Source organism: Bradyrhizobium sp. Kon37 (assembly GCF_055807535.1).
This window is the reverse complement of sequence record NZ_JBVVOY010000006.1, coordinates 131,707-151,071: the sequence shown is the minus strand read 5'-3', so window position 1 is coordinate 151,071 and position 19,365 is coordinate 131,707. Positions and strand designations below refer to the sequence as shown.

20 protein-coding genes are annotated in these 19,365 nt (G+C 64.9%); 9 read left to right on the top strand and 11 right to left on the bottom strand.

Annotation, left to right across the window (positions count from 1 at the left end):
• Positions 1-56 precede the first annotated feature (56 nt).
• Together AC0L3J_RS15620 and AC0L3J_RS15615 are read left to right on the top strand one after the other, a co-directional pair.
• Complete coding sequence (locus AC0L3J_RS15620; RefSeq protein ID WP_473347579.1) at positions 57-1,025, top strand: MBL fold metallo-hydrolase; 969 nt, start codon at positions 57-59, stop codon at positions 1,023-1,025.
• Positions 1,026-1,157: 132 nt separating this feature from the next.
• A complete protein-coding gene (locus tag AC0L3J_RS15615) occupies positions 1,158-2,513 on the top strand; it encodes an esterase-like activity of phytase family protein (protein WP_473347578.1) in 1,356 nt (451 codons plus the stop codon).
• 60 nt (positions 2,514-2,573) lie between these two features.
• On the opposite strand, the gene AC0L3J_RS15610 is transcribed toward AC0L3J_RS15615, so the two are convergent.
• The 6 genes from AC0L3J_RS15610 to AC0L3J_RS15585 form a co-directional block, all read right to left on the bottom strand.
• Entirely contained in the window at positions 2,574-3,356 is a 783-nt protein-coding gene (locus tag AC0L3J_RS15610; RefSeq protein ID WP_473347577.1) for an energy transducer TonB family protein, read from the bottom strand.
• Positions 3,356-3,802: a TonB system transport protein ExbD gene (gene exbD, locus AC0L3J_RS15605; RefSeq protein WP_473347576.1), complete on the bottom strand. Its 447-nt coding sequence runs from the start codon at positions 3,800-3,802 to the stop codon at positions 3,356-3,358. The genes AC0L3J_RS15610 and exbD overlap by 1 nt, the downstream gene beginning before the upstream one ends.
• Before the next feature lie 3 nt (positions 3,803-3,805).
• On the bottom strand, positions 3,806-4,582 hold the full coding sequence (exbB, locus tag AC0L3J_RS15600; protein WP_473347575.1) for a tonB-system energizer ExbB: 777 nt from the start codon (positions 4,580-4,582) through the stop codon (positions 3,806-3,808).
• Between the two features lie 27 nt (positions 4,583-4,609).
• Positions 4,610-5,125, bottom strand: a complete 516-nt coding sequence (gene hutX / locus AC0L3J_RS15595; protein ID WP_473347574.1) for a heme utilization cystosolic carrier protein HutX — start codon at positions 5,123-5,125, stop codon at positions 4,610-4,612.
• 29 nt (positions 5,126-5,154) lie between these two features.
• Positions 5,155-5,487 carry a heme-degrading protein HmuQ gene (gene hmuQ / locus AC0L3J_RS15590; protein ID WP_456768069.1) on the bottom strand — a complete coding sequence of 111 codons (333 nt, stop codon included), beginning with the start codon at positions 5,485-5,487 and terminating at the stop codon, positions 5,155-5,157.
• Between the two features lie 134 nt (positions 5,488-5,621).
• On the bottom strand, positions 5,622-8,018 hold the full coding sequence (locus AC0L3J_RS15585; protein ID WP_473347573.1) for a TonB-dependent hemoglobin/transferrin/lactoferrin family receptor: 2,397 nt from the start codon (positions 8,016-8,018) through the stop codon (positions 5,622-5,624).
• A gap of 257 nt (positions 8,019-8,275) precedes the next feature.
• Between AC0L3J_RS15585 and AC0L3J_RS15580 the strand changes: the two genes are divergently transcribed.
• Genes AC0L3J_RS15580 through AC0L3J_RS15565 form a run of 4 tightly spaced genes read left to right on the top strand, consistent with a single transcriptional unit; the run spans position 8,276 to position 11,342 of the window.
• A complete protein-coding gene (locus tag AC0L3J_RS15580; protein WP_473347653.1) occupies positions 8,276-8,482 on the top strand; it encodes a hemin uptake protein HemP in 207 nt (68 codons plus the stop codon).
• Positions 8,483-8,488: 6 nt separating this feature from the next.
• Positions 8,489-9,442 carry a heme/hemin ABC transporter substrate-binding protein gene (locus tag AC0L3J_RS15575; protein WP_473347572.1) on the top strand — a complete coding sequence of 318 codons (954 nt, stop codon included), beginning with the start codon at positions 8,489-8,491 and terminating at the stop codon, positions 9,440-9,442.
• A complete protein-coding gene (locus AC0L3J_RS15570) occupies positions 9,439-10,536 on the top strand; it encodes a FecCD family ABC transporter permease (RefSeq protein ID WP_473347571.1) in 1,098 nt (365 codons plus the stop codon). The genes AC0L3J_RS15575 and AC0L3J_RS15570 overlap by 4 nt, the downstream gene beginning before the upstream one ends.
• A complete protein-coding gene (locus tag AC0L3J_RS15565) occupies positions 10,533-11,342 on the top strand; it encodes a heme ABC transporter ATP-binding protein (protein ID WP_473347570.1) in 810 nt (269 codons plus the stop codon). The genes AC0L3J_RS15570 and AC0L3J_RS15565 overlap by 4 nt, the downstream gene beginning before the upstream one ends.
• Here the strand turns inward: AC0L3J_RS15565 and AC0L3J_RS15560 are convergent.
• Complete coding sequence (locus tag AC0L3J_RS15560) at positions 11,339-13,015, bottom strand: mucoidy inhibitor MuiA family protein (protein WP_473347569.1); 1,677 nt, start codon at positions 13,013-13,015, stop codon at positions 11,339-11,341. The two genes, AC0L3J_RS15565 and AC0L3J_RS15560, sit on opposite strands and share 4 nt — an antisense overlap.
• A 169-nt stretch (positions 13,016-13,184) precedes the next feature.
• Positions 13,185-13,805 carry a response regulator transcription factor gene (locus AC0L3J_RS15555; RefSeq protein ID WP_473347568.1) on the bottom strand — a complete coding sequence of 207 codons (621 nt, stop codon included), beginning with the start codon at positions 13,803-13,805 and terminating at the stop codon, positions 13,185-13,187.
• A 202-nt stretch (positions 13,806-14,007) separates the two neighbouring features.
• On the opposite strand from AC0L3J_RS15555, the gene AC0L3J_RS15550 reads away from it, so the two are divergent.
• Positions 14,008-15,027: an AraC family transcriptional regulator gene (locus AC0L3J_RS15550; protein ID WP_473347567.1), complete on the top strand. Its 1,020-nt coding sequence runs from the start codon at positions 14,008-14,010 to the stop codon at positions 15,025-15,027.
• Between the two features lie 2 nt (positions 15,028-15,029).
• On the opposite strand, the gene AC0L3J_RS15545 is transcribed toward AC0L3J_RS15550, so the two are convergent.
• A complete protein-coding gene (locus AC0L3J_RS15545) occupies positions 15,030-16,241 on the bottom strand; it encodes an NnrS family protein (protein ID WP_473347566.1) in 1,212 nt (403 codons plus the stop codon).
• A gap of 128 nt (positions 16,242-16,369) precedes the next feature.
• On the opposite strand from AC0L3J_RS15545, the gene AC0L3J_RS15540 reads away from it, so the two are divergent.
• Entirely contained in the window at positions 16,370-17,080 is a 711-nt protein-coding gene (locus AC0L3J_RS15540) for a Crp/Fnr family transcriptional regulator (protein ID WP_027570385.1), read from the top strand.
• A gap of 87 nt (positions 17,081-17,167) precedes the next feature.
• Here the strand turns inward: AC0L3J_RS15540 and AC0L3J_RS15535 are convergent, their stop codons facing one another.
• Positions 17,168-17,365 carry a DUF1858 domain-containing protein gene (locus AC0L3J_RS15535; protein WP_007596228.1) on the bottom strand — a complete coding sequence of 66 codons (198 nt, stop codon included), beginning with the start codon at positions 17,363-17,365 and terminating at the stop codon, positions 17,168-17,170.
• Positions 17,366-17,466: 101 nt separating this feature from the next.
• The gene (gene hemN, locus AC0L3J_RS15530) at positions 17,467-18,819 is read right to left on the bottom strand and encodes an oxygen-independent coproporphyrinogen III oxidase (protein WP_473347565.1); all 1,353 of its coding nucleotides are present in this window, start codon (positions 18,817-18,819) and stop codon (positions 17,467-17,469) included.
• A gap of 159 nt (positions 18,820-18,978) precedes the next feature.
• Between hemN and AC0L3J_RS15525 the strand changes: the two genes are divergently transcribed.
• Positions 18,979-19,185: a hypothetical protein gene (locus AC0L3J_RS15525; protein ID WP_027519965.1), complete on the top strand. Its 207-nt coding sequence runs from the start codon at positions 18,979-18,981 to the stop codon at positions 19,183-19,185.
• Positions 19,186-19,365: the final 180 nt, after the last annotated feature.

Sequence of the window (19,365 nt, the reverse complement as noted above, 5' to 3'; positions counted from 1 at the left end):
GACAGCGGGGTCGATCATTGGCGCCGTCGATTGTCGCTCGAGAAAGCGAAAATTGCATGCGTTCGCCAAAGCTCCCGTCGTTGTCTCGACGCGGTTTCTGCCTGTGTTGCGTCGGCGCCGCAGCGTCCGCCGCTTCGGGATGGCTTAGCCCGAGGCAAGCCTACGCAGAGGCGCGAGGCATCGTCAGCCTGATCAAGGACAGCGCTGCGATATCGCCGATCGTCACGCACAAGCTCCGAAACAACATCACCGTGCTGGAAGGCTCCGGCGGCAACATTGCCGTGCTGACCGGGCCCGACGGCAAGGTCCTGATCGATGCGGGGATCCGCGTCTCACGTCCCCAGCTCACCAAAGCGCTGGCTGATCTCGGCGCCGATCCCGTCACCCATCTCGTCAACACCCACTGGCATTTCGATCATGCCGATGGCAACGAATGGCTGCATGCAGCCGGCGCCAAGATCATTGCGCAGGAAAACACCCGCAAACACCTTGCCGAAGTGCAGCGGGTCGAGGACTGGGACTACAATTTCCTTCCGCTCGGCGCGGGCGGCATCCCCAGCGAAGTCTTTACCGACAGCCGCGAGCTTAAGCTCAACGGAACCTCGATCGGCCTGAAGTATTATGGGCCCGCGCACACCGACAGCGATATCTCCGTCACCTTCGCAGAAGCCAACATCGTTCACGTCGCCGACATGTTCTGGAACGGCATCTATCCGTTCATCGACTATTCGACCGGCGGCAGCATCGACGGGATGATTGGGGCATGCGACGCCAATCTCGCGGCGATGGACAAGGACACGATCGTCATCGCCGGGCATGGCAAACCGGTCGGCAACAAAGTCGAATTCCAGGCGTTTCGCGACATGCTCGTCGGGATCCGCGACAACGTCGCCCGCCTCAAGAAGCAGGGACGAACGCGCGATGAAACCGTTGCGGCGAAGCCGACCGCGGCGTTCGACGCGATATGGGGGCAATTTGTGATCGATCCCGGCTTCTTCACCCGGCTGGTCTTTCAGGGCGTTTAGGCTCGAAATTCCACGGCCCTTCGCCCCGACGTTCGCCGGTCAAGAGGTAGACCGCGACCGCGCAATAGCCCGGCTTCACAAAACTGCAATGCGCGGTCCGCATAAGACGGCCTCCGTTAACAGGAGACGCACATGCGAGCGACTTTTCTTGGGACCGTCGCAACGATCATTCTTACCGCGAGCTCCGCGCTCGCGCAGAGCGAAGGCGAATTCCCCGCCAAGCTCGCCGGCCATGTGGTGATGCCGGCTGCTACGTTCATCGACGCGCCGGCTGACGCGCCCGCCGATCTCAAGACATCCGGCAAATACACCACCGGCAAGCGGGTCGACGCGCTCGGCACGGTGATGGGCAAGTCCTATGAGCGGGCGACCGGCGTGTCGCTGCCGTTCAGGGGCCAGCCGCTGCAGGGCCATTCCGGCATCAAGTCGATGGGCGACGGCACCTTCTGGGTCATCACCGACAACGGCATGGGCGCGCGCGCCAACTCGCCGGATTCGATGCTGTACCTCAACCGCTACAAGATGGATTGGGCCGGCGGCAAGATCGAGCGGCTGGAGACCGTGTTCCTGCACGATCCCGACAGACGCGTGCCGTTCCGCATCGTGCATGAAGATACCGAGAAGCGCTATCTCACCGGCTCCGACTTCGACACCGAGGGCTTTCAGATCATCGGCGACACCTTCTGGATCGGCGACGAGTTCGGCCCCTACATCCTGAAGGCCGACAAGACCGGCAAGATTCTGGCCGTATTCGAGACGGTCGCCGACGGCAAGCCCGTGCGATCGCCGGATCATTGGGCGGTGGCGACCCCGGGCGCCCCGGGCGCGACCTACAGCAACGTCAACCTCCGACGCTCCAAGGGTTATGAGGGCTTCGCCGCCTCGAAGGACGGCAAATTCCTCTACGGCCTGCTCGAGGGGCCGCTCTGGGACGCCGATAAGAAAGACTGGGAGAAGGTCGACGGCAAGGAAGCCTCGCGCATCCTCGAATTCGATGTCGCCGCGGAAAAGTTCACCGGCCGCTACTGGCAATATGTGTTCGAGCAGAACGGCAATGCCATCGGCGACTTCAACATGATCGACCCGAGCGCCGGCCTGATCATCGAGCGCGACAACGGCGAAGGCACGCCCGACAAGGCCTGCCCGCAAGGCACCCGCGGCGAGAACTGCTTCCCCGACGTGGCCAAGTTCAAGCGCGTCTACAAGATCGAGCTTACCGACGCCAATGTCGGCAAGCCCGTGCGCAAGGTCGGCTACATCGACCTCCTGAAGATCAGGGATCCCGACAAGAAGGCGAGGAAGCCGCTCAATGACGGCGTCTACACCTTCCCGTTCTTCACCATCGAGAACGTCGATCGCGTCGACGAAACCCACATCATCGTCGGCAACGACAACAATCTGCCGTTCTCGTCCAGCCGCGATCCCAACAAGGCCGACGACGACGAGTTCATGCTGCTCGACGTCGCGGATTTTCTGAAAGCGAAGTAAGCCAGCGCTCTCTCAACGCGGGTCATGCCTAGATCAAGCCGGGGCATGACAGCGGAGGACTTATCGCACCGTGAACTCCACCGGAATCGTAAAGCTCATCGAACCGTTCTTGATCTCGTCCGGGATCGGCGGAAACGGCGAGGCCTGGCGCACCATCGACATGGCCTGGGCATCGAACGCGGCAACGCCGGACGAGCCACTGAGCCGGCCGGACGTAACCTGCCCGCTGCGGCTGACGGTGAAGCTGAGCCTGGCAACGCCGCGCTGACCGCCGCCACCGGACGGATATTGGTGGAAGCGCATCAAATGCGCGCGGACCCGCTGATTATAGGATGCGATCACGGAGGCCACCGCACCGGCGCTCATCGCGGACGCCATCGGCGCCTCACGCTCGGCGCGCGGCGGCGCGCTGGTGCGCGGTGCAGGCATCGCCTCCGACGGCTTCCTGGCCTCGCGACGGACCAGCTTCGGCTTGGCCGGTGTCAGTTCGAGCTTCTGCTCCGGCGGTGCGACCACGTCCGGCTTCTCCTGCGGCGGCGTCGGCGCGATGGTCTCCTCGGCGGCCCGCTGCTGCACCGGCTCCGGTGGCGAGGCGTCGGCCTCCTGCATCAACGGTCCCGGCGCGACGTCGTCCTGCATCGAGTGCGGTGCCGACGTCACCGGGGCCATGTCGATCATGATCGCCGGCAGGCTGACGCCCTGCTCGGGCTGCGATTTGAGCCAGCTCGTCGCAAGAAGCGCGGCCGCGACGTGCAACGCCACGATCACCGCTGCCGCTACGCTCCATCGCGCGCCCTCGCGCTCGCCAAGCGGCTCGTGCAGGGCAAAGGCGTTCGCGGCCATCAGCTGCGACCGTCGAGGCCGACCAGCGCAACTTTCAAATAGCCGGCGTTGCGCAAGCTGTTCATCACCTCCATCAGGTCGCCATAGGAGACGGCCTTGTCGGCGCGCAGATAAATGCGCTCGTCCTTGCGGCCCTTGGTGGCGGCATCGAGCGAGGTACTGAGCGCATCGCGGGCGACGACGTCCTCGCCGACCGCGATCGAGAGATCGGGCTTCACGGTGAGGAAGACCGGCTTGTCAGGCCGCGGTGCCGGCTCGGCCGCGGTCGCCGGCAGCTCGACGCCGATATCGACGGTGGCGAGCGGGGCGGCCACCATGAAGATGATCAACAGCACCAGCATCACGTCGATGAACGGCGTGACGTTGATCTCATGGGTGACGTCGAGATCACCTGGATCGCCGCGCTTGAGCGGCGATCCCGACCGTGCGCCGAGCTTCGCGGCCATGGCCTACTCCGCCGCCCGCGCCATGCGGAACTCTCTGTGATCGCGCTGCCGGCTCACCAGCAGCATGAGCTGCGCCGAGGCATCGCCCAGCAGCGCCCGGTAGTTGGCGATGCCGCGGACGAGGTGATTGTAGATCACGACCGCCGGGATCGCAGCGACGAGGCCGAGCGCGGTCGCGAGCAGCGCTTCCGCGATACCGGGCGCGACAACCGCAAGGCTCGTGGTGTGGCTCTCGGAGATGCCGATGAAGGAATTCATGATGCCCCAGACCGTGCCGAACAGGCCGACGAACGGCGCCGTGGCGCCGATGGTCGCGAGCACGCCGGTGCCACGCGCGATCTGCCGCGACATCGCGGCCTCGACCCGCTCCAGCCGCAGCGCCACGCGCTCCTGAAGGCCGTCGTCGAGGATGCCGCCGGAGAGCTCCGCTTCCTTCGCGCAGGACTGGATGAGCTGGGCGACGGCGTCGTGCGCATCGCCGGTCTGTTCTGCCGCCTCGGTCAGCTTGATGTTGCCTTCAAGCGCGCGCGTCCACTGCAAGGCGAGCGCGCCCTTGCGCCGAAGCTCAATGGTCTTGGCGAGCCACACGGTCCACGTCACCAGCGAGGCGACGGCCAGCCCCACCATCACCGTCTTCACGATGATGTCGGCGCTGACGAACATGCCCCAGGGCGACAAATTGCGCGGCAACAGCGCCTCGTCGATCGCAAAGGCGGGCGCCGGCGCGAGCGCCAGCACGATGGTCACGATGGCGTGCCGCAGCCTGGAATTGCCCTGCATCCTGATCTCCCGACAGACAAAAGGAAGCTATGCCGCGGGCAATGCCGCGATCTGATCCGCGAGCTGGCGGAACCGCACGAGCTGATCCGCACGCAGCGCCCGGGTCTCGTCGCGGCCGACGAAGACCTTGAACATGATGCCGCCGTCGGCGTTGACGAAAGCGACGAAAGCCGAAGTCTTGCTCATGAAGGGACGCTCGACGAAGGCCACGGCCGCGCAGCGCTCGTGCCGGAGATGGCCGTGCAGGCCCTTCGGCTGCATCAGGTTGAAATAGCCGCGGCCGATCTCGCCCGCTGGGATCGCGCCGGTGAACTCGAAGATAGCATCGTCCGTGTGCACGATCAGCGTGACTTCGCCCCACGCGGCGATATCCTGCATGGCGGCGGCGAAATGCTCGCCGCCCCCCATCCGAACCATCGACGACGGCAGCGCCTCGATCACCGCGCGCGGCGTGACCTTGCGTTCGCGCGCGACGTCCTCGATCACCGCACCGGGGTTGTCGGCCATATACGCCTTGAGATCGGCGAGATCCGTACCCAGCATGTCCAGCTCCTTTCGTGCTTCGCGCTGCATCAGGCGGCCGCGGCCCTGCGCTCGCTCTGGATCACCTCGAAACCTTCGAATTTGGGATGGCCGAGATAGAGGCTCTCTCCGGTTGGATTGTCGGCGCGGGCATGGGCACGACGAAACTGGTCCGAGCGCGTCCAGGCCTCGAACGCCGCCTTGTCGACCCAGGTGGTGTGCGAGGAATAGAGCGTGTGGTCCTCGGCCTCGGGGCCCTTCAAGAGATGAAACTCGACGAAGCCCGGCATGCTGCCGAGATAGGATTCGCGGGTAGCCCAAACGGTTTCGAACGCGGTCTCTGCGCCCTTCTTCACTTGAAAACGGTTCATGGCGATGAACATTCAATTCTTCTCCTGTCAGTCATGCAGATCGGCGAACGCCGACCGGGTCTTCAGAACGCACCGAAACCACGCCGGAGACATCGGCGTGGCTTTGGTGGCCGATGCGGATCCCATCGGGATCGCTGGCAGTCTCTTTAGGTACCGCCGAAGTGGTACTTGAGGCCTCCCTTGATCACGAGCCCCGCCCCGGCGCTGGCCCACTTCACGTCGTTTTGCGTATCGCCGGTACTGCCGACCGGAACGGCGTAAGGCCGGTAGTACCGATTGAAGAGATTCTCGACCGAGAAATTGAGCGTGAGGTCCGACGTCGGCTGATATTGGGCATAGAGATTCACGAGATCGTACGACGTCGCCGGAGTGTAGCTCCGCGGGATGTCGTAATTGGCGATGGCCGATGTCCACATCACCGAGAGGATCAGGGTTCGGTCGAGCAGGCGCACGCCAGCCGTCGTGGTGACCTTCTGCGGTGGAATGCTGTACAGGCCAAACCCCGTCTGCAGGTTCTTGCCATTTTGATACGTGCCGGAGAGACCGAGGAACCAGAGATTTGCGTCGTACATCGCCTCGGCTTCCACGCCCTGAATGCGCGCCGACGCCACGTTCTGATATTGCAGGAACGGCAGCACGGTGAGGCTCGGTGCCGGCGGCGGACCGGTGGGAACGACCAGGGGATTTCCGTAGGCGACCTGATCGATGAAGTCCGTTATGTCGTTGCGGAACACGTTGATCTTGCCGCGCAGCGTATCACCCGGAATGAACAGGTCATTCTTCTTGATGTTGAAGCCGATCTCCTTGTTCTTACCGACCTCGGGCCGCAGATTCGGATTGGGCACGAAGCAGAAAGTCGAATCCGCGCCCGGTCCCGGCGTGCCTGACGGACAGCGGAAGAAGGAGTCGTTGATCGTGGCACCCGAATGCGGCCCGCTGACCAGCGTCTCCGTGATCGATGGAGCGCGATAGCCTTCGGCATAGCTGACATACGGCGTCACGATCGCGGTGGGAACAAGCGCAACCGTGATCTTCGGCGACAAGCGATCGCCGCCGGAGGACGAGGAAGCCGAGGAAAGCTGATAATTATCGTACCGGAGCGCGCCGATCACCTCGAGCATCGAGGTATAGTTCGCCTTCCACTGCACGAAGCCGCCGGAGACCGTGCGCTGACCGCCGGGCGTCGTGACCTCCGACGTACCGGTGGTGTCGCGCGACGACACCTTGTCCTGGAACGCATCCAGTCCGTAGGTCAACGCGTGACGCCAGCTTCCGGTCTCGAACCGCGACGTGTTGTGCACGTCGACGCCAATCGTGTCGAGCAGATATCCGCGATTGCTGCCGATACAGCCGGACACGGCATTTCCGGGCGCGCCGCCGCAATAGACCGACGGCGTTATGCTCGTATGCGCGGTCTTGACCTGATCGTTCTCGGTGCGATTCCAGTACACCTTCGCGTCCCAATCGACCCACGGATTGTCCGGCTGTGAATATTTCCAGCCGAGCGTCGTGGTGTAGTTCTTGACATTGGATGCGTAGATCGACGTGCCACCGAGATTGTTGGTGCCGCTCGCATTGGTCGAGTTGGGATCACCGGCGCGACGTGGCGGCTGGCCGACGCGGTAGATGTCTTCCTGGAAGATCGTGCCGAGCTTGACCTCGTGTCCGTCCGCAGGCCGCACCGTCAGCTTGGCGATGCCGCTCGTGAGGCGATTGCCGGTATTGGCGACCTCGAAACCCGTGCCATCCTTGTAGTTCTCCTGCGTGGAGTAGGTGCCGCCTGCGAATACGTCGACGTCAGGGTTGACGCGGACGCCGCCGAAGGCCGAGCCGAGCGCACGCCCGTAATTGCTGCCAAGAATGGTCTTGACGTCCACGCCCCATCGCTCTCCGGCGCGCACGACATCCTCGATGTCCTTGGTACGGAACGACGCCACACCTCCGATCGCACCGGAGCCGTAGATATTGGCGGTGGGGCCACGGACGATGTCGATGCCGCCGATCAGCTCGGGATTGAGGAAGAACGAGCCGTTTGCGAAATGACCGGTCCGCTGATAGTTCTGCCGCGCGCCGTCGACAACGACAGCGACACGGCCGAAATCCTGCAAGCCGCGGATGTTGATCGAGGTCGACGGCTCGTCGCCGCGATTCTGAACCCACACGCCCGGCACGTTGTAGATGAGATCGCCGACAGTACTGGCCTGCCGCGCCTCGATCTGCGCCGACGTCACGACGCTGACCGGTGCAAGCGCATCGACGGCACGCTCCTCGGTCTTTGAGGCCGCGGCCGTGATGGTGTCGAGCGCTTGAACGGACGCAACGCCGCCAGCCTGGGCGCGGGCGTTCGTGACATCAGGCGCCGCCTGCTGCGCGACCGGCGGCTTGGCCAGCTTGCGCTTGGCCTGCTTCGGCCGCTCCGGCGACACACTCTCAGCTCGCGGCTGAGCCGTCTGCGCAAGGCCGCTCTCCGTCACCAATGCCGCAATTGAAACCACCGACGCGCCCAAAATAAGGGCGCGCGAATACCTAGCCCCGTCAGCCATATCAGCCCCAGCCTGCACTTCACTTTTTGGAGTCTTTTGGCTGGCGTGCGTTCGCAGGGCGAACGACTGGCTGGCTGATGTTCTCGAGACGCGGACAAGCTGTCCGCTGCCATAATTGGTTACGTGGCAACACTTCGACGGTCAATGACATCAGGTTGCAGTTTATATCGATTGTAAATCGTCGCCGTTGGAATGCGCTACCCGCCGCTTATACAAGCAAGACGCATCTGAAATTTCGAAAGCGCATCACACCTAACATGTCAGCAACGTCCGGAGACAGCGGCGGCGATGCGGCGGGGCCGACACAAAGCCCTTCCGCAACAACGAGAACCCTCACCATGCGAGAGAGTCGGATCGACAGCCGCGAGCTGTTTGCGACCGAGCGCGAGATCATCATCGCGCATGGCGAGGACAATTATCGCCTGCGTTTGACCTCGCAAAACAAGCTGATCCTGACGAAGTGATTTGCAATGGCATTTTGTCGCACCCTCACGAATCTCCTGCTCTCCGGCGCGATCGCACTCGCGTCCAGCGCGCACGCCGCCGGCATCGTCGTGCATGACGCGCGCAACCGCGATGTCGTTGTCGCCGATTTCGCGCGAACGGTCTCGATCGGCGGGGCCATCACCGAGATTCTCTATGCGCTCGGGCTCGAGAGCCGGCTGGTCGGCGTCGACACCACGAGCCTTTATCCGGCAGCTGCGCTGCGCGACAAACCCAATGTCGGCTACATGCGCCAGATTTCAGCCGAGGGCGTGCTCGGCCTCAACCCCACGCTGATCCTGGCGATCCAGGGATCGGGCCCGCGCGAAACCATGGAGCTCCTGGAGACGGCGAAGGTGCCGCTGGTGCTGGTGCCGGAGACCTTCACCGAGGACGGACTGATCGAGAAAATAAGACTGGTCGGCCATGCCATGGGCGTGGACGCGCGCGCCGAATGCCTGAGCGCCGCGGTCAGCGCCGATCTCGCGCAGCTCCGCGCACTGCGTGCCAAGGTGACGAAGCCGGTTCGCGTGATGTTCGTGATGTCGCTCCAGAACGGACGCGCCATGGTCGCCGGTCACAAGACCGCGGCCGACGAGATCATCCAGCTCGCGGGCGCCGCCAACGCCGTTGACGATTACGACGGCTACAAGATCATCGGCGACGAGGCGATCGTAGCGGCGAAACCCGATGTCGTGCTGTCGATCGAGCGCGGCAAGGACTCACTCCAGGCCGACGCGATCTATGCCCATCCCGGCTTTGCGTTGACGCCGGTCGCGGCCACCAGGAGTTTCATCACGATGGACGGGCTCTATCTGCTCGGCTTCGGGCCGCGCACCGCGGCGGCGGCGCGTGATCTCTCCGTCCGGCTCTATCCGGCATTGGGCGACCGGGGCGGAACGTTCACCTCGGCCTTGTCGGCGGCGAACTGCCGGCAATGAGTGTCGCAGTCGGAACCGGGGCGCGTAGCACTGGGCAACGCGCCGGCAGCGGACGCGGGTTCGCGTCGATTGCGCTTCCTCTGCTCCTCGCAGCGCTCGCGATCATCGCGATCGTTGCGCTGACCGTCGGCGCGGCCGGCATTCCCCTGTCGCGGCTGCCTGCCGCGCTCGGCTTTGCCGGCAACGCAGCCGCCGATGCCATGACCGCCCGTGACCAGCTCGTGCTGTGGTCGATCCGCATCCCCCGGATCGCGGCGACCGCGATGGTCGGCGGCCTGCTCGCTGCGGCCGGCGCGATCATGCAGGGCTTGTTTCGCAATCCGCTTGCCGATCCCGCGCTGGTCGGCGTCTCCAGCGGTGGCGCGCTCGCGGCCGCGAGTGCCATCGTCTTCACCGATTCGCGCTTCGGCGAGACGCTGCATTTCCTCCAGACCGAGCTGTTGCCGCTTGCTGCCTTCGCGGGATCGCTGGTCACGACCGCGATCCTCTACGGCATCTCCAGCCGCTCGGGGCGGACCTCGATCGCGATCTTCCTGCTCGCCGGCGTCGCCATCACCGCGATCACCAATGCCGGCATCGGCCTGCTGGTGTTCGTCGCCGACGACCGCCAGCTCCGCGACATCACGTTCTGGCTGCTGGGCTCGATGAGCGGCGCCAGCTGGACCAAGGCGGCCGTGCTCGCGCCCATCCTGGTCGTCGCGCTCGCGGCCTGCACCTACATCGCGCGCGGTCTCGATCTGTTGGTGCTCGGCGAGGCCGACGCCTTTCACGGCGGCGTCGACGTCGAGCGCCTGAAGCGAATCTCGATCGTCATGGTCTCCGCCATGACGGGCGTCGCGGTGTCGATCAGCGGCGTCATCGGCTTTGTCGGCATCGTCGTGCCGCATCTGTTGCGCCTCGTCATCGGCCCTGCACACCGCCTGCTGCTGCCGGCCTCGGTGCTGCTCGGCGCGATCCTGATGGTCGGCGCCGACACGCTGGCGCGCACCATCGTGGCGCCGGCGGAGATGCCGATCGGCATTTTGACCGCCGCGGTCGGCGCCCCGGTTTTCCTGGGGATTCTGCTGCGGCAGCGGGGGCTCGCCTCGCTATGAGCGCCGTGATCGAAGCACGTGCTTTAGGCAAGCGCGCCGGCCGCGCGAGGCTGCTCGATGGCGTCGGCCTGAGCGTGGGGGCCGGCGAGATGATCGCCATCATCGGTCCGAACGGCGCCGGCAAGTCGACCCTGCTGCGGCTGCTCTCCGGCGACCTCCGCCCGAGCGAAGGCGAGGTGCGACTGAAGCAGCGCGATCTCCGCAGCTATACGCCGCGCGAACTCGCCGCGCGCCGCACGATGTTGTCCCAGCACATCAACGTCACCTTCCCCTTCACGGTCGGGGAGATCGTGCTGATGGGCGCGGGCGACCGCAGCTTGCGCGATCCCGGTCCGCTCGTCGATGCCGCACTGGACGAGGTTGGCCTTACGCAATTTCGTGAACGGCAATTGCCGACGCTGTCAGGCGGCGAGCAGCAGCGCGCCCATTTCGCCCGCGTGCTGGTGCAGCTTGCCTGCGGCGAGGCCGAGCACGGACCGGGCCTTCTGCTGCTGGACGAGCCGACCTCGAGCCTCGACCTGCGTCATCAGATCGACCTCGTCGAAGCCGCGCGCCGCCGCGCGGCGGCTGGCACCGCCGTCATCGCGATCCTGCACGACCTCAACCTCGCGATCCGATTTGCCGACCGGCTGGTCGTGCTGAACCGCGGCCGGCTCGCCGCCGACGGCCCGCGCGCCGAAATCGTCACACGCAAAACCATCCGCGACATCTTCGAGATCGACGCCGTCGTCCATCGGGACGACGACGGCGTACCTTACGTGTTGCCGCAATCGATGCGCGCGGCGCCGCCTTTGCAGGACGTTTAACCCGCCGGCACGATCACCATGCTCTTGTCCTTCGGCCAGCGAACGCGCCAGGCGAAGTTGATGTCCTTGACCTCGCCGGGCTTAGCGTCGAACGACCATTCCAGGACGCCGCGCCGGTCGCGAATGTTGCTTGCGGTCGGCGGCGTGGTCGCAGGCAGCATCTCGACGAGGATGTCCTCGTTCTCGCTGACCGGCAACTGATCCTCGATCGCGACCTTGATCGGGAAGTCGTGACCGTTGCGGATCGTCGTCTTGAACGATCGCTCGTCGGTCTTCGACGTCGTGACCAGCAGGCCTGCCGAACCTTCGTTGCGCTTCAGCACCGCGCGCTCGATCCGGACCTTGTCGTCGGCGCCGAAGCCGAGCCGCACGATATCGTCCTTGGCCGAAGCCGAGAGCTTGCCGCGGCCGACGAAGGTTCCATCGCGATAGATTGCGACCTTGCCCGGCAGCAGACTGGTGTCGTCGGTCTGCTTGAAGCTGGCTTCGAGGAAGGCGGTGGGGTCCATCACCGGCGCCGCGCGCACCATGAGATCGGCGGGCGCGGTCATCGAGGCGATGCGCAGGCTCTTGGCGCCCTCGGCGGCGCCAAGGCTGACGCGGCCGGGAATTTTGTAGGTGGCCTGGAAGTCGCCGATTTCGGCGACCGCCTGCTGTTCTTCGGCGCGCTCGCGGATATCGTCGGCCGCCTTGGCCGCGGACATTTCCATCTTTCGTTGCTGCATTGGCGCCGCCGCAGGCATTGCTGAATCCGAAACTGAACCCAGCGCGCGCGGCTTCGGGACTTGCGGATATTGTGCAACCAGCGAATTCAGCTCCGGCGCGCTGCCGCCACGACCGATGCGGACCGTGGAGACGCCGAGCGCGACGTTCGACCAGTCCTCGCCGGTCGATTGCGTGACCTCGGCACGGCGGACAAGCTCGAGTTGCGGCTTGCGATCCTTCGCCCCGGTGTCGAGCCGGGCGTCATAGAGCGGCAGCCAGCGCGCATTGCGCACATTGTAGGTGACCCTCAACGTCGCCTTGGTTGCTGCCGGCGCGGCGATGTCCATGCGGACTTCGAGCTTGCTCGGCGGCTTGGCCTTGCGCTCGACTTCGAGCTGGGCGATCTGCCGATCGATCTCGCGCATCTTGCGCGTGGCGTCGCGAACGGCGGTATCGGCGCTCGCAATTTCCTCGCCGACGGTGGCAAAGGCTGTGCGCCATTCGGCAATCGGCCGCGCTTCGCCCTTGTCGCCGATGCCTACGGGGGAAGCTTCCGCAAAATGTTCCGCGAATTTGCGCCGCGCATTGGCCGAGTCGATCGCGCCTTGCAGGTCGGCTCGTTGGTCGGTCAGCGCCTCGATGCGCTTGTCCAGCTCCGGCAGATTGACCGGCGCCGCACGCGGCGTTCGGGCATCGATCGTGCCGATGGTGAGCTTCGCTCCCCCCTCACCCTCCACGCGGATCGAGGAGGTATCGAGACCAAGCGGGAAGTCCTTGGCAATGAGCGTCGAGTCGCCAGACGGCAGGTCCACCGCGATGACACGGGTCACGGTCGCGCCATCGAGGTAAACGGTGACGGTATCGATGGCCGACGTGGCGTCCAATTCGGCGGCCCATGACGACGACGGGAATGCCGTGGTCACCAGAACCAGGCTCGTCGTCGCCAAACATCTTGCGGTGATGCGCATCAAGTCCCTCCTCCAAGTCATCGCCGCCGCCAGCCGGGCGTACGATCCAATGCCTCGCCAACATGGTTGGACGCGGCAGGGAAGGAACTGGTTCGATTGGGGTTTCCGTGGGGCGCCGCCGCTGCGGCACCATGGCCGCGGAACGTGTCGTCAGCCCGCGACGGAGCCGTTAATCCTGCGCGAGCGAGCCCTGCCCGAAGATGCGGCGGAGCAGATCGGTGACGTTCTTGGCGCCCGCCTTCCTCAGAATGCCGGCGCGATAGCCCTCGACCGTGCGTGCGCTCAGATGCATGCGCCGGGCGATCTCCTTGTTGGTCAGGCCGGCGGCGAGATGCTCGAGCACGTCACCTTCGCGCGCGGTCAGGGGTTCGCAGCCAAGCAACCAGCGCTGCCGGTTGGAGCCGGGCTGTGCGAACTCGTCGATGGCGGCATCGATCCGGTCGACGATGTCGCGGGTGCGGAACGGCTTCTCGATGAAGTCGGCCGCGCCGCTCCTGATGGCATCGACCGCCATGGCGATGCTGCCGTTTGTCGCGGTCACCAGCACCGGCGCCATGCAGTTTTCCTCGCGCAGGCGCTTGAGCACGTCGAGACCGGAGCGATCGGGCGGCATCTCCAGCAGCACGCAGGCCGGCATCCGCGCCTTGGCCTCCGAGAGCAGAGACGCGCCGTCGGCGAAGCAGATCACGTGGTATGCGCTCTGTTGGAGCGCGGTGGACAATTGTTCGCGGGAGGCGGCATCGGTGTCGATGACGAATACCTCACCCTTGGAAAGCATGTTCCCCGGCATAATTCCGATCCAGCAATGTCTTTGGTCAAATGGTCCGAGACGGCAGCGGGGCCTCGTCGCGCCGCGCCGTCATATGCACGGCATTCACGCCCGTGCTTCGGTTTCACTTATGTATGTTCCACCCGGTTCCCGGATTTGACGGATCGGGACATAAACTTTACATTTCGGGACATCTGCGGGATGGCTGGCAGGAACGGGTCGCATGACCGACCTCATTCGTAGCGCAGGCTTGAGCTATTACCCGGAGGTCGCCCGGTCGGTCGGGCTCGACCCCAAACAAATGATGCGCAAGGTCAGGCTGCCGCTGGCCTGCCTCGACAAGCCCGATACGCCCATTGCCGTCACTGGCCTGCGCCGCCTGCTCGAATTGTCGGCAGAGGCGTCCGGAGCCGAAGATTTCGGCTTGCGGCTTGCCGAGCGCGGCGGGCTGACCAATTTCGGCGCAGTCGGCCTGATCGTGCGCGAACAGGCGACCGTTGGTGAAGCCATCGAAGCCTTCTCGCGCTTCATCCCGATCCATCACGACGGCATGAGGCTGGACGTCACCCGCGACAAGCAGACCGTCACCGTCACGCTGCACCTGCGCGGCCGACAGCCGACCGCGCCGCGCCAGTCGATCGACATGGCGCTCGGCAGCGTCCATCGCATCATCCAGTCGCTGTTCGGCAGCGATTGGCGGCCGCAGGAAGTGCACCTGCATTACCCACCGCCGCACGACCGCAAGCGCTACCGCGAGTTCTACGGCTGCCGTGTGACCTTCAATGCGGAGGACGATTCCATCCTGTTGTCGGCACACGACATGGAGCGCCGGATCCCGAGCGCGCATCCGCTGATTGCGAGCTATCTGCGCAAGCGGATCGAGGCGATCGAGACGCGGCCGGCAAGCTGGGAGGAGAAGGTCGACGAGGTCGTGCGTCTCCTGCTCGCCGGCGGCGACTGCACGGTCGAGCGCGTCGCCGAGCACCTCGCCTGCACCCGCCGCACCATCCACCGGCATCTCGCCGAAGCCGGCACCAGCTTCTCGGCCATTCACGACGCGCAGCGCGCCGATCTCGTGGTCCAGCTGATCGACGACCCCGGCCGGCCGCTGGCCGACATCGCCGTGCAGCTCGGCTTCTCCGCACAGAGCGCCATGGCCCGCTGGTTCCGCGGCCATTTCGGCTGCACCATCACCGCATGGCGCAAAGGCGTCCGGCCATTAGAATCATCGACCGCGGCTTGAATTCAGCGTGCCGCGACGGGCATGCCCATGATGGCGAGGGCGCGGCGACAGCTGCCGGCGAGCAGCGGACCGAACGCGATGGCAAAACCGAGGAACGCAACGATCCAGCCGCAGGCGGCAAGGTGCAGCAATGCATCGCCGTGCGCCGGCCAAACCACCGCCGCGACCCGCGCCAGTGCCGCGACGATGATCGCGGCATAGATGGCTTGGGTCGCCGGCGAAGCCGTCAGCGCCTGTCCGGTATGGCCGAGACTCGCACGGGTCATCACCGCGAGCGTCATGGTTCCGGCCGCGCCGGCCATCCAGGCGTGGATGCCTGCGCTCGGCGGCAACGCGCCGAAGACGGCAAAAGCATGCAGAAGGAAGCCAAGCGGCACGAAGACATAGCCGACATGGAGAATCAGGAGCAGCCGCTCGCGGAAGGTGCGGTCACCGGCCCAGCGCGCAAGCCGCACCAAATGGAGCCCGCCGACGAGCGCCATCGCCGCCCCGGTGACCGTACTCAACGGCGCGACGATCCATGAGACAAGCGCCAGCGCGCTGCAGCCGATCACCAGACCGTCGAAGCGACCGAATGGCACCGGGAGGCGGCCAGGGTTGAACTTGACCAACCAGTTGCGGGTGAAGCTTGGGATGATGCGGCCGCCGATCAGCGAGATCATCACAACGACCACGCCGATGCCGACGCGGATGCCGACATCGGCCGCACCCGCATAATGCGCTTCGAGGTGGAAGGCGACATTGCCGGCGAGCAGCACGAGCACCAGCACCACCACAGGAAGGTTGCGCCAGTTGCCTCCGGCGATGATCTCGCGCGTTGCAGCGGCGACGACCAATGTCAGGAAGGCGGCATCGACGGCAAGCGCAAACAGCCAGCCGATGTCGGCAGACAGCGTCACCGCGACCCGGCCAGCGATCCAGACCGCCAGCAGCGCGCCCAGAGACGTCCCCTGGATCGGCAGCCGCCCGGTCCAGTTCGGGATCGCCGTGAACAGGAATCCCGTAATCACCGCCGGCAGGAAGCCGTAGAGCATCTCATGGACGTGCCAGTCGCGCGGCGCAAAAGCCGACGTCACCGACAATTCGCCGTAGAACATCGGCAGCCATGCCAGGATCGAAAGCCCTGCCTGGATGGCGGCAAGCAGGAAAAACGGCCGAAAGCTGTTCGCAAACAGCGGCCAGCCCTCAAAGTTGCGGGATCGGGCGCCAGCCATGGGTCAACTCCAGTCGATTCAAATCGTCGCCTGGAAAAATACTGCCGTCCGGCTGGCTCGTTTTTGAGCTATCGCAAACACCCTGACGATTGCAGGTGTCATCACACTTCCAGCGCCAAGGAGGCAGAATGGCCAAGGTCGACACATCGCTGGTTGCGCATTTGCCGCTGTTTGGGGGTGTCAAACCGGAGGACCTCGAGGAGATCCTGCGCGAGGCCCGCTCAGTGCGCTATCCCAAGAACAGCGCCATTTTCGAGCAGGGCGCGGACGCGCAATCGTTCTTCCTGCTGCTGCACGGCCATGTTCGCGCGGCCAAGACCACACCGACCGGCGAGCAAATCGTGGTGCGATATGTCGCGCCAGGCGAAACGTTCGGTCTCGCGATGGCGATCGGGGCCGCGCGCTATCCGGCCACGGCAATCGCGGTCGACGACAGCGTCGCACTGATCTGGCCGACTTCGGCATGGCCGCGACTGGTCGAGCGATTTCCCTCGCTTGCCGCCAACACGCTCCAGACTGTCGGCACGCGGCTGCAGGAGAGCCACACCCGGATCCTGGAAATGTCGACGCAGCAGGTCGAGCAGCGCGTCGCGCATGCGCTGCTGCGCCTCGCCAAACAATCCGGCAAGAAGCTCGACCACGGCATCGAGATCGATTTCCCGATCAGCCGCCAGGACATCGCGCAGATGACCGGCACCACTCTGCACACCGTGAGCCGCATCCTGAGCGGCTGGGAACAGCAGGGGCTGGTCGAGAGCGGCCGTCAGCGCATCATCCTGCGCGATCCGCATGGGATCGTCGTGCTGGCGGAGCGGAGCCCCGACAGCGGCGCGGCGTGAAGCCAGGGGTGAAGGGTGCTTCCGCTTACGGCGCAAGCGCCCCTCACCCGGAAATCCGCGCGCGGCCCACGCGAATTCCAAACCGGTTCACGCCGGCACGCGGTCGCACAGCGCGGCGAGGAATTTGTCGCGATCGATGCCATGCTCGCGGCAGGCGTCATCGACCGTGTGGAAGGTTGCGATCGGACAGCCCACGCAAGCCATCCTGAAGGCGAGAAACACCCGGATCGTGTGCGGCGCCGTGCGCATGATGTCATCGACCAGATCGTCGGATCCAAAAGGCATGGACAACAACTCCGTTCCGAAACCACGATAGCGGAGCGGGCGAGAGTCTCTTTGTCGAAGCGCAAGCTGGCCCGTCATTCCGGCATGATGGTAAGGTGATCTCACACCGCCCGGCTGTGCAACTGCTTCGCCGGATCCAGATGCGCGTCGAATGCGGCTGCGACGCTGCGCACGAGAAAGCGCGAGTCCTTTGCGACTGCGATGCGGTCGCCGTCCAGTCTCACGACGCCGTCGGAAATCAGCGGCTTCAGACGCGATGCCGATTTCAGCATTGCCCCGGCCTCCGCGCCATGACGCGCGCAGATGTCGCCGAGATCGGCGCTGAACTCGCACATGATGCGTTCGATGATGTCGGCGCGGAGCCGGTCGTCGTCGGTGAGCCCATAGCCTTTCGCGGTGGCCAAATGGCCCGCGGCGATGCTCTGCGCATAGGCGCCGATCTGCACCTCGTTTTGGACATAGCCCTGCGGCAAATGTCCGATCGCGCTCGCGCCGAAGCCGAGCAGGACTTCGCCCTTGTCGGTGGTGTAGCCCTGAAAATTGCGCCGCAGCGTGCGTTGCTCGAAGGCCACAGCCATGGAATCGTCCGGCCGCGCGAAATGATCGAGCCCGATCTGCACATAACCGGCCTCTTTCAGCGCATTGGCGATCGCGCAGGCCTGGTCGTGGCGCGCCAGGCCGTCGGGCAGCACGGCCTCGTTGATCATGCGCTGGTGCTTCTTGAAAGCAGGCACATGCGCGTAGCCGAACACCGAGAAGCGGTCGGGCCCAAGCTCGAGCGAACGTCGCACCGTATCCAGGCACGAAGCAACGGTCTGGTGCGGCAGTCCGTAGATCAGATCGAAATTGATCCCGTTGATGCCGGCGCGCTGGAGCATGTCGACGACGGAAGCCGTCTGCTCAAAACTCTGCACACGGTTGATCGCGCGCTGCACGACGGGGTCGAAGCTCTGCACGCCCAGGCTCGCGCGATTGACCCCGGAGAGCCGCATGGCCTCGACCATGTCGGCCGTCAGCGTGCGGGGATCGATCTCGACCGCAATCTCGGCCGACGGAAGCACGAAGAATGATTGGCGCATCGCCGCCATCAACTCGGCAAAAGCCTCCGGCGCCATGATCGTCGGGGTGCCGCCACCGAAATGGATGTGCTCGACCTTGATGCGCCGGCCGATCGTCTCGGACACCTGCGCGATCTCGCTGCGCAGCGTACGCAGATAGGCCGTGATGAGACCGTCTCGACGGACGATCTGGGTATGGCAGCCGCAATACCAGCACATCTCGCGGCAGAACGGCACGTGTAGATAAAGCGACGCGCTGGCTGCCGCCGGGAGCTCCGCCAGCCACTGGGCGTAGGCGCCCTCGCCGATCGCCGGCGAGAAATGCGGTGCGGTCGGGTAGCTCGTGTAGCGCGGCAGTCGTTCCTCGCCGTAGCTCGCCGCAAGATCGGCCCTCATATCTTACCCATTCGTCAATCAATGCTGCGCAGCGGGGCGGCGCATCCCGGATGGCAGGAAATTACCCGTTTTCGGGTGCGCTACCTTGCGCTCGCTCAAAGTCCGAGCACGGGATCGGCGCCATGGTGATATTTGATTATTGCCCACTGGAGACAGGTTATGGCGTCGTTCGCGCTCGATCTCGTTCTGTGGCTCACCGGCGTTCGCGGCCATATCCCGCGCTTCGACGATTTTCGTCCCGTCCCCACGACGCCCACCGTTGGCGCCAGCCACCTGGTACGCGTAATGGTCATCACGGCCGCCGTTCTCGCCGCGCTGTCGCTCGCGGTTTGGGGCACGGTCTGGATTGCGATCCAGTTGCTCTAGTCGACAACAATCCATTCGCAATAAACGCAATTGAACATGCGAACGATTTGCGGCCGACGCGGCTGACGTCGGGCGCCATCGCGTCTTTGGTATCGCCGATGCGATCTTCGACAAACTCCTAAGGATTCTACCGGAGGCGAATACGGCAAAAGCTTGTCGCAGCGCAAACACGCTTGCCGC